Annotated in this window: 16 protein-coding genes; 14 read left to right on the top strand and 2 right to left on the bottom strand. The window is 45.9% G+C overall.

Annotation, left to right across the window (positions count from 1 at the left end):
* Positions 1–13 precede the first annotated feature (13 nt).
* The 4 genes from ACFO5U_RS06060 to ACFO5U_RS06045 are packed head-to-tail and all read left to right on the top strand — an operon-like array spanning position 14 to position 2,459.
* A complete protein-coding gene (locus tag ACFO5U_RS06060; RefSeq protein ID WP_377277577.1) occupies positions 14–934 on the top strand; it encodes an alpha/beta hydrolase in 921 nt (306 codons plus the stop codon).
* Positions 927–1,871 (top strand): tRNA (adenosine(37)-N6)-dimethylallyltransferase MiaA, encoded by a 945-nt coding sequence (gene miaA, locus ACFO5U_RS06055; protein ID WP_377279466.1) that lies wholly within the window; start codon positions 927–929, stop codon positions 1,869–1,871. The genes ACFO5U_RS06060 and miaA overlap by 8 nt, the downstream gene beginning before the upstream one ends.
* Before the next feature lie 18 nt (positions 1,872–1,889).
* Entirely contained in the window at positions 1,890–2,114 is a 225-nt protein-coding gene (gene hfq / locus ACFO5U_RS06050) for an RNA chaperone Hfq (protein ID WP_203332688.1), read from the top strand.
* A gap of 42 nt (positions 2,115–2,156) precedes the next feature.
* Complete coding sequence (locus tag ACFO5U_RS06045) at positions 2,157–2,459, top strand: rhodanese-like domain-containing protein (RefSeq protein ID WP_377277575.1); 303 nt, start codon at positions 2,157–2,159, stop codon at positions 2,457–2,459.
* 31 nt (positions 2,460–2,490) lie between these two features.
* Here ACFO5U_RS06045 and ACFO5U_RS06040 read toward each other — a convergent pair whose 3' ends face one another.
* The gene (locus tag ACFO5U_RS06040) at positions 2,491–3,099 is read right to left on the bottom strand and encodes a trimeric intracellular cation channel family protein (protein ID WP_377277574.1); all 609 of its coding nucleotides are present in this window, start codon (positions 3,097–3,099) and stop codon (positions 2,491–2,493) included.
* A 108-nt stretch (positions 3,100–3,207) separates the two neighbouring features.
* Between ACFO5U_RS06040 and ACFO5U_RS06035 the strand changes: the two genes are divergently transcribed.
* From ACFO5U_RS06035 to ACFO5U_RS06015, 5 genes are all read left to right on the top strand, one after another.
* Positions 3,208–4,446 (top strand): methionine gamma-lyase family protein, encoded by a 1,239-nt coding sequence (locus ACFO5U_RS06035; RefSeq protein WP_377277572.1) that lies wholly within the window; start codon positions 3,208–3,210, stop codon positions 4,444–4,446.
* A gap of 106 nt (positions 4,447–4,552) precedes the next feature.
* On the top strand, positions 4,553–4,939 hold the full coding sequence (locus tag ACFO5U_RS06030; protein WP_377277570.1) for a MerR family transcriptional regulator: 387 nt from the start codon (positions 4,553–4,555) through the stop codon (positions 4,937–4,939).
* Between the two features lie 37 nt (positions 4,940–4,976).
* Positions 4,977–6,311, top strand: a complete 1,335-nt coding sequence (gene glnA, locus ACFO5U_RS06025; RefSeq protein ID WP_377277568.1) for a type I glutamate--ammonia ligase — start codon at positions 4,977–4,979, stop codon at positions 6,309–6,311.
* Positions 6,312–6,495: 184 nt separating this feature from the next.
* Positions 6,496–7,032: a hypothetical protein gene (locus ACFO5U_RS06020; RefSeq protein ID WP_377277566.1), complete on the top strand. Its 537-nt coding sequence runs from the start codon at positions 6,496–6,498 to the stop codon at positions 7,030–7,032.
* Between the two features lie 60 nt (positions 7,033–7,092).
* Entirely contained in the window at positions 7,093–7,296 is a 204-nt protein-coding gene (locus ACFO5U_RS06015) for a hypothetical protein (RefSeq protein WP_377277565.1), read from the top strand.
* 154 nt (positions 7,297–7,450) lie between these two features.
* Here ACFO5U_RS06015 and lexA read toward each other — a convergent pair whose 3' ends face one another.
* A complete protein-coding gene (lexA, locus tag ACFO5U_RS06010) occupies positions 7,451–8,071 on the bottom strand; it encodes a transcriptional repressor LexA (protein ID WP_377277563.1) in 621 nt (206 codons plus the stop codon).
* 167 nt (positions 8,072–8,238) lie between these two features.
* On the opposite strand from lexA, the gene yneA reads away from it, so the two are divergent.
* The 5 genes from yneA to ACFO5U_RS05985 all read left to right on the top strand — a co-directional run bounded on the left by yneA (position 8,239) and on the right by ACFO5U_RS05985 (position 12,985).
* Positions 8,239–8,556 carry a cell division suppressor protein YneA gene (yneA, locus tag ACFO5U_RS06005; RefSeq protein WP_377277561.1) on the top strand — a complete coding sequence of 106 codons (318 nt, stop codon included), beginning with the start codon at positions 8,239–8,241 and terminating at the stop codon, positions 8,554–8,556.
* A complete protein-coding gene (locus ACFO5U_RS06000) occupies positions 8,553–9,206 on the top strand; it encodes a YneB family resolvase-like protein (protein WP_377277560.1) in 654 nt (217 codons plus the stop codon). The genes yneA and ACFO5U_RS06000 overlap by 4 nt, the downstream gene beginning before the upstream one ends.
* Before the next feature lie 58 nt (positions 9,207–9,264).
* Positions 9,265–9,498 carry a DUF896 domain-containing protein gene (locus tag ACFO5U_RS05995; RefSeq protein ID WP_377277559.1) on the top strand — a complete coding sequence of 78 codons (234 nt, stop codon included), beginning with the start codon at positions 9,265–9,267 and terminating at the stop codon, positions 9,496–9,498.
* An 86-nt stretch (positions 9,499–9,584) separates the two neighbouring features.
* Positions 9,585–11,588: a transketolase gene (gene tkt, locus ACFO5U_RS05990; RefSeq protein ID WP_377277557.1), complete on the top strand. Its 2,004-nt coding sequence runs from the start codon at positions 9,585–9,587 to the stop codon at positions 11,586–11,588.
* A gap of 236 nt (positions 11,589–11,824) precedes the next feature.
* The gene (locus ACFO5U_RS05985) at positions 11,825–12,985 is read left to right on the top strand and encodes a PstS family phosphate ABC transporter substrate-binding protein (RefSeq protein ID WP_377277555.1); all 1,161 of its coding nucleotides are present in this window, start codon (positions 11,825–11,827) and stop codon (positions 12,983–12,985) included.
* Positions 12,986–13,028: the final 43 nt, after the last annotated feature.

Raw genomic sequence — 13,028 nt, 5'->3', positions numbered from 1 at the left:
GAGGCGGGAATCGATGGAATCAACTAAATCATTTGTCCGTGCGTCTGACGGCCACGAACTTTTTAACTGGATAAGCCTTGCGGAAAAACCACGCGCCCATGTGCACATCATTCATGGCATGGCGGAACATAGCGGGCGCTATGACCGGTTTATCCGAACGCTCGTAAAACAAGGGTTCACGGTTTCGGCCCATGACCAAAGAGGGCATGGCAAGACAGCGGAGCGCAACGGCCATACTGGTTTTTTTGCAGAAAGCGATGGCTTTTCACGTATTGTCATGGATGTAGAAGAAGTAATCGAATATAGCCGCCAACTGGCTGGAGACTTGCCGCTCATTATTTTGGGGCATTCTATGGGTTCATTTGTTGCACGCCGCTATTTGCAGCTTTATAGTGACAAAGTCACTTGTGCTGTTTTGTCCGGAACGGGAGGGCATCCTGGAATTTCTTTAGCTGCAGGGAATCTTGCAGCCCGCAGCATCAGCCGCTTAGAAGGCAAGAAAAAAAGCAGCCCGTTTTTAGGGAAACTTATTTTTGGCAGCTACAACAAAGATTTCCTTACGGAAAAATCCAAGTATTCCTGGCTTAGCAGAGACGCAGAAACAGTAAAAAGTTACGAAGCTGATCCGTGGTGCGGATTTGAAATGACCAATCAGTTTTATGTCGATTTGTTCGAAGGAATCGATTTGATTCACCGACAGGAACAAATCGCACGCATCCGCAAAAATTTACCGGTCCTCTTTATCAGCGGCTCGATGGACCCAGTCGGTGCAAAGGGCAGCGGTGTTTTTCAAGCAGCTGCACAATTCCGCGATGCCGGTATCCAACTGGTCAAAGTATACATCGCAGAGGAAGCACGCCATGAAGTGCTGCATGAACTGAATGCTGAAATTTATCAGCACGCCATTATTGATTGGATTGATGGACATGGTTGATGTCATCGCTATTGTCGGGCCGACCGCCTCAGGCAAGACCGCGCTCGGCATTGAGCTCGCTATACAACTGGGCGGCGAAATCATCAACGGAGATTCGATGCAGATCTACCGCGGTATGGACATAGGGACGGCGAAAGTGCAGCTGGAAGAAATGGGTGGCATTATTCATCATCTATTGGATATCCGTGAGCCGGACGAATCTTTTTCCGTTGCCGAATACCAGCAATTGGTCCGCAGTAAAATCGCTGAAATCCAGCAACGCGGTAAATTGCCCATTATTGTTGGTGGTACAGGCTTGTACGTACAATCGGTATTGTTCGACTACCGCTTTGCAGAAGATCAGGCCGATTCACAGCTGCGACATGATCTGCAAGCGGAGCTTGAACGCGTCGGAAAAGAGCGAATGCACCTAAAAATGCTAGCATTGGATCCGGCTATCGATATCCATCCGAACAATACACGCCGTGTCCTCCGAGCATTGGAAATTTTATTGAGCGGCGAGCAAAAAGAAGATGGCAGCTTGGCACAATCACCGATGTACAACGAATTGATCGTCGGTCTCGACATGCCCCGTGCCCAGTTGTACAAACGGATTGACCAACGTGTCGAAGTGATGATGCAAAATGGGCTGCTAGAGGAAGTGAAGGGCCTGTACGATAACGGCCTTCGCGATGTTCAATCGATTAAGGCGATCGGCTATAAGGAACTGTATGCTTATTTTGACGGCATAGACAGCTTAGAAGAAGCGATCGAGAAGCTGAAACGCAATTCGCGCAAGTATGCCAAACGTCAACTTACATATTTCCGCAATAAGCTGCCCGTGCTGTGGGTGGATGCGACAGCAGGGAATGAAAAGAATGTAAAGGAAATTACACGGTTTTTGCAGGAAACCGACCGCAATCGTCGAATTGAACAGATGGCTATTACAAAACGATAGAGAAACAGGGGGAGTTCCATGAAACCGGTCAATATCCAAGATGTCTATTTAAATCAGCTCCGCAAAAACAATATTTTCGTTACGGTGTTTTTGTTGAACGGATTCCAATTGAAAGGCACGATTAAATCCTACGATAATTTCACGGTGCTCGTGGAAACGGATGGCAAGCAGCAACTGATCTACAAGCATGCCATTTCTACTTTCTCTCCTGCAAAGCCGGTATCGATCGAACATCAGGAGTAATCACCGGCAAAGGTATGGCAATCATGAGGAGGTCATTATTAAATGAAGACGATAACTGCAGCTGAACTGCAACAAAAAGTGGAGGCGGGCGAAAAGCTCAATATCATTGATGTCCGCGAATCAGACGAAGTCGCCGCTGGCATGATTCCAGGGGCTCAGCATATAGTGTTGGGCGAATTGCCGGGGCGTACAGGGGAATTGGATTCGTCAACAGAGTATTACGTGGTCTGCCATGCAGGTGGCCGCAGCGCAAAAGCTTGTGAACATTTGGCATCCAATGGCTTCAGCCCAATCAACGTTGAAGGCGGCATGTCGTCTTGGCGGGGCGAAACGGTTTACGGATGAAAAAGGCTGATCGGCATTTGCCGGTCAGCCTTTAGGTTGTTGTGAGAATTTTTCGTGTGGGCAGTTTCCATTTGTAGGTATAGGAAAGGATCCTCAATAGCGTAATGATGAAAAATAAGACATACAGCATCAAGTCGGTTCTGATCATGTCGATGCTGATCAATAGTCCGGCGATGGCCGCCCAAACTGCATAAATCTCGGCTTTCAACACGAGCGGCTTCCGGCCTGCCAGCAAGTCGCGGACCATTCCGCCGCCCGAACCGGTAAGGACTGCCGCCACGACTGCAGCATATACCGGCAGCCCTAATTCGACCGCGAATAACGCGCCTTGTACGGCAAATGCAGACAAACCGATGGCGTCGAAAAAATAGCCCCATCGATTCCAGTGGCTCAATGTTTTTTGTGGAAACAAAAAGACGATGGTAACGGAGATGAGCGCAAGCTGAAACATAAACTCCTGTTCCCAAAGAGCGGAAACCGGGACACCAATCAATAAATTACGGATCGCTCCACCGCCGAATGCGGTGACGACGCCAAGCAAATAGACGCCGAAAATATCGTATTCTTCTTCCATGGCAATAATTGCCCCGGAAATTGCAAATGCAATAGTGCCAATGGCGCTTAGTACTTCCCATGCCATTTTTTCGACGCCTCCTTAACTTGAACAACTCTATGAATTGTAGCAGAATACAAGACAATTTCAAATAGCAAAATCATTAATCCACATATAAAAGAAATGGAGCTTCCCATGTACACAACTATCCAAAAAACAGAAGATCTAATCCGTCCACAGCTAGAAGCTGCGGATAAAGTCGCTTTATACAATCAACAAAAAGTGCTTGAAGCATTCCATCGCCAAAAAGTCAGCGATCACCATTTTCATCCTTCCACAGGCTACGGCTATGATGACGAAGGACGTGATACGTTGGAGCGTGTGTATGCGGATGTCTTCAAAGCGCAAGCTGCACTTGTCCGTCCGCAGATTATTTCAGGCACGCATGCCATCACGATTGCGCTGTTCGGCATTTTGCGTCCGGGCGATGAACTTCTCTACATCACCGGACAGCCTTACGACACACTTGCGTCGATCGTCTCAGGCGGTAAACATGATACCGGTTCGCTGAAAGATTTCGGGATCGGCTATCGCCACATCGAGCTGACAAACGATAATGAAGTGAATTGGCCGGCGGTAAAAGCTGCGGTCCATACACAAACTAAAATGATTGCTATACAGCGCTCAAGGGGCTATGACAGCCGCCCTTCCTTTACGATTGGGGAAATTGAAAAGATGGTGCAGCGAATCCGAGAAATCAAGCCGGATGCGGTCATTTTTGTCGATAATTGCTACGGAGAGTTTGTAGAACTAAGAGAACCGATTGAAGTCGGTGCTGATTTGATGGCTGGTTCTTTAATCAAAAATCCAGGCGGCGGCTTGGCCAAAATCGGCGGATATATTGCCGGGAAGCAGAGTTTTGTTGAAAAATGCGCTTATCGTATGACATCTCCGGGTATAGGAGGGGAGGCTGGGGCGTCACTCAATGCATTAGCCGATATGTACCAAGGGTTTTTTATGGCGCCTCACATCGTATCCCAATCATTGAAAGGCGCAATTTTCACAGCTGCACTTTTGGAGTCCGCTGGCATGGCGACCAGTCCGCATTACTCGGCTGAGCGAACAGACCTTATCCAATCGGTATCATTCAACACAGCCAGTCAAATGATCGCTTTTTGCCAAACAATTCAAGCAAATTCTCCGGTCAATGCCCAATTTTTGCCGGTGCCTGCCTATATGCCAGGCTATACTGATGATGTCATCATGGCAGCGGGGACATTTGTCCAAGGTGCGAGCATCGAATTGACGGCTGATGGTCCGCTGCGAGCCCCTTATACGGCATTTGTTCAAGGCGGCTTGACTTATGAGCACGTGAAAATTGCTGTAATCAACGCAACAAATGCCTTAAAACAAGCAGAATTGGCAGAAGAGTGAATAAGCAACAGTTAAATTCCATGTTAGAAAACGTAACATTGAGTTGACAAGTAACCTAACGTGTAATAAACTGAAAATGTAGTAATTAGTGAAATGGGTGAAACTTATGACAAATCGGGTTCGCCGTACGATGCCCATTCTCCCCATTAGCATCGTAATGCAGTTGACGGATTTGACAGCACGGCAGATCCGCTATTACGAAGAGCAGAAGCTGATCAATCCAGCACGGACTGAGGGAAACAAACGCATGTTTTCAATGAATGATGTTGATGCGCTGCTTGAGATTAAAGATTATCTGGAGCAAGGGCTTAATATCGCCGGAATTAAAAAACTGTACGAAACAAAGGAAACGCCTGAAAACGATAAAGCAGAGCCGAAAACATTAAGTGATGCTGAACTTCGCACATTGCTGCGTGAAGAGATGAAGCATCAAGCCCGGCCATTCGATACAGCGTTTCAACGACAAGGTGATTTATCCCGCTTCTTTAAATGAGTGGGCTACATAATATAACTAGGAGAGTGAACAGTTCATGAGCAAGTATTCAAAAGAAGACATTATTCGTTTGGTAAAAGAAGAAGACGTCAATTTTATCCGCCTGCAATTCACCGACATTCTCGGGGTTATCAAAAACGTAGAAATTCCAACATCCCAGCTTGAAAAAGCACTCGACAATAAAATGATGTTCGATGGTTCATCGATTGACGGTTTTGTTCGCATCGAAGAATCGGATATGTATTTATTCCCTGACCTTGATACATGGGTGGTATTCCCGTGGATTACAGGGAAAGGTAAAGTCGCTCGTTTAATCTGCGACATCTACAATGCTGACGGAACGCCATTTGCTGGCGACCCGCGCACAAACTTGAAGCGTGTCTTGAAAGAGATGGAAGAGCTTGGATTTACTCATTTCAACCTCGGGCCAGAGCCGGAATTCTTCTTGTTCAAGTTGGATGAAAGAGGCGAACCGTCTCTTGAGCTGAATGACCATGGTGGCTATTTTGACCTAGCGCCGATGGACCTTGGCGAAAACTGCCGACGCGACATCGTCCTTGAACTTGAGGAAATGGGCTTTGAAATCGAAGCTTCCCACCACGAAGTCGCGCCAGGACAGCACGAAATCGATTTCAAATACGCAGATGCCATCAAAGCGTGTGACGATATCCAAACCTTTAAACTTGTTGTCAAGACCATTGCCCGTAAACACGGCTTGCATGCAACATTCATGCCGAAGCCATTGTTCGGTGTCAACGGATCAGGTATGCACATGAACGTTTCCTTGTTCAAAGGCAACGAAAATGCATTCCTTGACGAAGATGGCGATATGAAACTAAGCAAAACTGCTTACCAATTCCTAGCGGGCATCATCGAGCACGCAAAAGGATTTACTGCAGTGACAAACCCGACCGTTAACTCTTATAAACGATTAGTTCCTGGCTATGAAGCGCCTTGCTACATTGCATGGTCTGGCCAAAACCGCAGCCCGCTTATCCGGATTCCGGCTTCCCGAGGCTTGTCCACGCGCGTTGAAGTTCGCTCTGTAGACCCTGCAGCGAATCCTTACTTGGCAATGGCTGTATTGCTTGGCGCAGGCCTTGACGGTATCAAGCGTGATTTGACTCCGCCAAAAGCGGTAGACCGCAACATCTATGCCATGAACCGCAAAGAACGCAAAGAAGTCGGCATCGAAGATCTACCGGGTACGCTTTCCGCGGCTCTTGATGAATTGCAAAAAGATGAAGTCATGACAAAAGCACTTGGTTCACATATTCTCAACAACTTCGTTGAAGCGAAAGAAATTGAGTGGGATATGTTTAGAACAAGCGTCCACCCGTGGGAGCGCGAGCAATACCTGAAAATGTATTAATCCAAAAACCGGAGCCCAGCGCTCCGGTTTTTTTATTGTTTTAAGTTTAGGACTTACGAAGAAGAAAAAGACTGAGTTGGAGGAATAAAACTTCCAGATTGCGCCCATTCACATGTACGTTCAGAAGTGAAAACGTGGTAAGATTTTACTTATATGAAAAAAGATTTATATTTGGAGGGGTTGCATGCGTTTTTTGAATGTCATTATAGTATTTCTTATCGCGTTTTCAATGAGTGCAATTGCGTTATACGCCATTGGGCCGAACCTTTCGACAGAAGCGGTGACACAAAGAGCCTTAACGCAACTTGAAGAAAGTGGCAAAATGGAGGAAATGGTCCGCTATATCGAATCGGATCCACAAGTGAACCAATATATGCTAGAACTGCAAAACCAAGCCAATGCTCCACAAGACTCAGTGAGCGGCGCAGATGAGCCACCTCAAGAGTTGGAAGACGAGTTAGTGGATTCGGCTGTCGAAAACGATAATAACCGGTTGGCTGCACCAGAAGGCCAAGAACTGGCGTTCGAGACAAAGGAAGAAGCCGCCAATACCGTCATCAAAAAAGTCGGCTTCCGAAATTTATTGAAAATGAAAAATGCCGTGGAAAATGACACAATGTCCGCTCCGGAAGTTCTGGCAGAATTAGAAGAGGATTTAAACGAAGAAGAAATGCTGGCGCTGAAAGTAATGATCTTTAAGGAATGGAAAAACCGAAATTAACAATAAGTTGTGCTACACTTAACGTTGTGTATTCATTCTTTTTGGAAGGGAGGAATTTCAGTGAAAACGTTTCAAGTAGAATTCTTCTTTGATCAAGGAAACTCCATTGTCCATAGTGTAAAAGCAATCGATAAGGAATCGGCCATGAGCCAAATCCCATCAAACGGCACATACGAACTAACTGATGAAAAAAGCGGGAAAATTTACCGCGTCACAATCAATTTGGTTAAATACATTGTTATTGCAGAATCACACAATGAATAAAAACCCATTATAAAAAGCGGATGCCTGTTGCATCTGCTTTTTTATATTAATCAGGTTACATAATTAAATTATTGTATAAAAAAGAAGCATAGAAAAAATGAGGAAAGCAGACTTCCTCATTTTTTCTATGCTTCTGCTTTATTTGGTTTGACTTTTAGTGAATCTGACGATATACACCGACGACCTTACCGAGAATACTCACTTGGTCTACGATGATCGGATCCATAGAAGAGTTTTCTGGCTGCAGCCGGAAATAATTGTCTTCACGGAAAAAGCGTTTGACGGTTGCTTCGTTTTCCTCTGTCATGGCAACAACAATATCGCCGTTATTGGCGGTTTGCTGTTGTTTTACAACAACATAGTCACCATTAAGAATACCAGCTTCGATCATACTTTCACCCATGATTTCAAGCATGAAGATATGGTCTTCCTCGGTTCCGTATGTTTGGGGCAGCGGAAAGTATTCTTCGACGTTTTCGATCGCAGTGATCGGCATGCCGGCGGTGACTTTACCGATAAGCGGGACATGGAGCACAGGGCTTTTGTCAATCAAGGATTCTTCGGATCCGATGATTTCAATTGCTCGTGGTTTTGTAGGGTCTCTTCGGATCAAGCCTTTGCTTTCGAGTCGAGCTAAATGCCCATGTACAGTCGAACTGGAAGCCAATCCTACTGCTTCTCCAATTTCGCGGACAGAGGGTGGATAACCTTTAGCACGCACTTCGTCTTTTATGAAATTCAGGATATCTTCCTGACGCTTAGATACTTTTTTCACCAGTTTCACCTCTTTATAGAATTTCTTTATGATTAACTATCCTTATTATAGCAACTCGGGCATTGAAATGCAAACATAGGTTCGAATTTATTCTTGACAAGAAACACCTGTTCGCTTTATTATGAGAACATACATTCCGAACAAATATTCTTGAGGAGGCGGCTTGAATGACATTTTTTCGACAGAACTCATATTTGATTTTCTTTTTTTCATTGATCATCGTATTCACTTTCTATTCAGTGATTAGCCATAATACCCAAAAACAACAGCTAGGCGAGCTTGAAATCGAAAAAGGTGATACGCTGTGGGAGCTTGCTGAATCTTTCAGCGGCGATACTCCACACCATAAATGGATAGAAGAAATCATGGAAGTGAATAATTTGAAGACAACTAAAATTGTGGCGGGACAATCGTTGAAGATTCCGGTGGAACAATTGAATTATTCACCAGATGAAACGAAATATTATGCAGGTGATGCCGAATGAAGAAAAAGGCTTTGGTATACTGCCGTGTAAGCACGGCAAAAGATGAGCAGGAAAGTTCGCTCCAACGCCAAGAAGAAGAGTTGATGAAATTTGCGTTTGAACAAGGGTATTTGGTGGAGGAAGTTTACGTAGACCAGCATAGCGGATACGAAATGGACCGCGAAGGCTTGCTTGAAATGCTCAACCAGATCAAATCTGAGCGGATCGATGCGGTGTTCATCCAAGATGAAACACGCCTTGGCCGGGGACACGCACGCATCGCTTTGCTGCACGTAATGAAAAAACACGAAGTTGATGTGTTTACCTTGTCCGATCAAGGCCCGATTGCATTAAACGATATGGACGATATGGTGCTTGAGATACTCGCCATCGTTGAAGAATACCAACGCAAAATCCATAACGCAAAAATCAAACGCGGCATGAGGCGGGCGGTGGAAAACGGTTATAAACCGGAACGCAATTTGAAAGGCAAAGGGAATCCTGATGGCCGCGAGCGTCTGGAACTGCCAGTGGATCAAATCGTCAGTTTAAAGATGAGTGGTTTGACATTCCACGAGATCGCCGTCACGCTGCAAGGTTTCGGCTACCAAGCGAGCAAAGCGACCGTCCACAGGAGATATAAAGAGTATCAGCAAATGAAAGAAAGCTGAAATCTTGCACAGCCCCGCCTTTTTTTGTACGATGGAGCAATAGAAAGGGGGACTTTGCGTGCTATCTCCAGAGAAAATCAAGCGCATTAACGCACTATCCAAAAAGTCCAAAAAAGACGGGCTTTCTAAAGAAGAGGCATCTGAACAAACTGCCCTTCGCGAGGAATATCTGAAGAATTTCCGACAGTCGATGCGCGGCACGATTGAGAATGTCACCGTCATCGATCCAGAAGGAAAAGATGTTACGCCAGATAAAATTAAGAATATCCGAGAGAATAAGTATTTGAATTAATACTTATTCTCTTTTTCGTTGTATTCTTTCCTATTGTTGACTAAACTATAATAGGATTAAATTTAAGTTTCAGAGAGGATGTCACTATGTCAAACCACGTAGATCAACTTGCAGTGAATACCATTAGAACACTTTCAATCGATGCTATTGAAAAAGCAAACTCGGGACACCCGGGACTTCCAATGGGCGCCGCACCAATGGCGTATACACTCTGGACAAAGCACATGAACCACAACCCGAACAATCCGGAATGGTTTAACCGCGACCGTTTCGTATTATCAGCAGGACACGGCTCTATGTTGCTATATAGCTTGCTTCACTTGAGCGGATATGGGTTAACGATGGATGAAATCAAGAACTTCCGCCAGTGGGATTCTAAAACTCCAGGCCATCCTGAATATGGCCACACTGCGGGCGTTGAAGCAACGACAGGACCGCTTGGCCAAGGAATTGGCATGGCTGTCGGGATGGCTATGGCAGAGCGCCACCTGGCTGCTACTTATAATAAAGACGGACTTGATATCATAGACCATCACACCTTCGCTCTTTGCGGAGACGGCGATTTGATGGAAGGCGTGGCAGGAGAAGCAATCTCACTTGCAGGCCATTTAAAGCTGGATAAGTTGGTCGTACTATACGACAGCAATGACATTTCGCTAGATGGCGATTTGTCGATGAGCTTTTCAGAGAATATCAAGAAGCGTTTCGAATCATATGGTTGGAATTACTTGCGTGTAGAAGATGGAAACAATTTGGATGATCTATCTGAAAAAATTGCGCAGGCAAAAAATGCTACTGACAAACCGACATTGGTCGAAGTCAAGACCGTCATCGGCTATGGCTCCCCGAACAAATCCGGCAAAGCGGATTCACACGGAGCGCCACTCGGCGAAGATGAAATGAAGCTGACGAAAGAATATTACAAATGGACATTTGAAAAAGACTTCCATGTACCGGAAGAAGTTTACGAAACATTCAAAGAAGCGACCGATTCACTAGGTGTTCAAGCGGAAGCTAAATGGAATGAATTGTACAAACAATACGAACAGCAGCACCCGGAACTATCAGCTCAATTGCAATCCGCGATCCGCGGCGATTTGCCGGCTGATTTCGATGTTGATTTCCCTCAATACGAAGTAGGCAAGTCTCAAGCGACACGTGCATCTTCTGGCGACATGGTCAATGCGATCGCCAAAGCTGTCCCATCATTCTTCGGCGGGAGTGCCGATCTTGCCGGTTCGAACAAAACGAATATCAAAGGCGGCGGCGATTTTGATGCTGACCATCCTGAAGCCCGCAACATCTGGTTCGGCGTCCGTGAGTTTGCGATGGGTGCAGCAATGAACGGAATGGCCTTGCACGGTGGCTTGCATGTCTTCGGAGGAACGTTCTTCGTCTTCAGCGATTACGTCCGTCCAGCGATCCGTCTAGGCGCTTTAATGGGCTTACCGGTAACCTATGTCTTCACTCATGACAGCGTAGCTGTCGGCGAAGATGGCCCGACGCACGAACCGGTCGAACACTTAGCATCATTGCGTGCTATGCCGAACTTAAGCATCATCCGTCCGGCGGATGCAAACGAAACAAAAGCTGCATGGCGCTTAGCGCTCACTTCAAAAAATAAGCCGACTTTACTCGTTTTGTCACGCCAAAACCTGCCGGTGCTCGAGACGACTGGCGAAAAAGCGGAAGCTGGCGTTGAAAAAGGTGCATATGTCGTCTCTCCTGCAGACGATGCACAAGCGTTGTTGCTGGCGACTGGTTCAGAAGTCAGCTTAGCTGTCGAAGCGCAAAAGCAATTGAAAGATCAAGGCATTTCGGTATCAGTAGTTTCTATGCCTTCATGGGATCGTTTTGAACAGCAAGATAAAGAGTATAAAGAATCCGTCTTGCCGAAAAGCATCACAAAACGTTTGGCAATTGAAATGGGCTCTTCTTTCGGATGGGACCGCTACACAGGATTCGAAGGCGACATTCTCGCGATCGACCGCTTCGGGGCAAGTGCGCCAGGCGAGAAGATCATGGAAGAGTTCGGCTTTACTCCGGATAACGTAGCTGCAAAAGTTAAACAATTGCTCGACAATGAATGAGCAATTGAATAAACGTCCAATACGGGCAAATATATGACGAAAGTGCCAGTTTACATTCTGGTGTTTTTTCCAAGCTGTCGAGGTTTCTCGGCAGCTTTTTTTGTTTCAGCCGGCCTCTTTTTGCAGGCAAGTCCCCAGCTGATGCGCCGTTGACGATTGATCCGTCTGACTGATTAATTTTCCCATGTAAACCTTTTCCTGTCACTTCCGGTTATAATCAAATAGGGGGTGGGAATATGGATAAAATATGGGGATTTATACCTTCGGCTTTGATCTTTTTCGCTTTAGGATTTATCGGTTTTATTGGCAGCATGATGTTGCTGTTATCGGGGGGACGGGAATGGCTGCCATTGTTTGTTGCAATTTTGATCTTTCTGTTCGTTATTTTTGTATTGTCCCAACGGACGCTTTCCAGAAAAAGATGGAAGCAAACCGCAATCGGCTTTTTGCTGGCAGCAACTCTTCTGTCGGTTTGGCCGCTTTACGAGCTCTATCTTGATTCGATTCCGACTGTTTCAGCTGAAGTGGATGTCTATAAGTATATGCCTTTTCAAGAGGATTCCATGCTGCGTGTGTTGGAGGAAACGCCCACGATGAAGTTCGGAGGGGAGTTGCCGAGGCTTGATGGTGCGACGGCACTTTATCCAGTGTATGCGGCCGCTGCGCAAATGCTTTATCCAAAAAGGTGGTATGATCCTTTCGATAGCGAAGTGATGGTCAATACAACACCGGATGCTTATTCAAATTTATTCGACGGCACAGTAGATGCGATTTTTGCAGCAGCGCCTTCCGAAAGCCAATTGAAGACTGCCAAAGCAAAAGATTTGGAGTTGACTTTGACGCCTATCGGCAAAGAGGCATTCGTCTTTTTTGTCCATGCGGATAACCCTGTAAAGGTATTGACTACTGCAGAACTGCAAGGAATATATAGCGGCGAACAGACGAATTGGTCCGCTTTTGGTGGGGAAAACCAAGCGATCCGTGCATTTCAACGGCCTGAAGATAGCGGCAGCCAAACGGCATTGATGAATTTCATGGGAGCGGTGCCTGTGATGCGTGCACCGGTTGAAAATGTGGAAGAAGGAATGGGTGGCATTATCGAAAGAGTGGCAGAGTATAAAAACCATTCCAATGCGATCGGCTTTACGTTTAGGTTTTACGGGGAAGAGATGATCGGCAACAAGGCCATCAACTATATAGCAATAGACGGCGTATCACCATCTATAGAAACGATACGCGATAATAGTTATCCGTTAAGTTCGGATTTTTATATAATCACGACACAATACAGCAGTGAGGAGTCATTGAAGTTAGTCGAATGGTTTACCTCACCGCAAGGACAGCGGCTCATCGAAAAGAGTGGCTATGTCCCAGTAAGAAATGGCGATGATGAATGAATTGCTGTTTTGCAATCGCTGTGGAGAAGCCAAAATAACGAGC

Source organism: Planococcus dechangensis, assembly GCF_042654465.1.
GTDB classification, from domain to species: Bacteria; Bacillota; Bacilli; order Bacillales_A; family Planococcaceae; genus Planococcus; species Planococcus dechangensis.
Note: the sequence above shows the minus strand (reverse complement) of the source record. Positions and strands in the feature narration are given on the sequence as shown.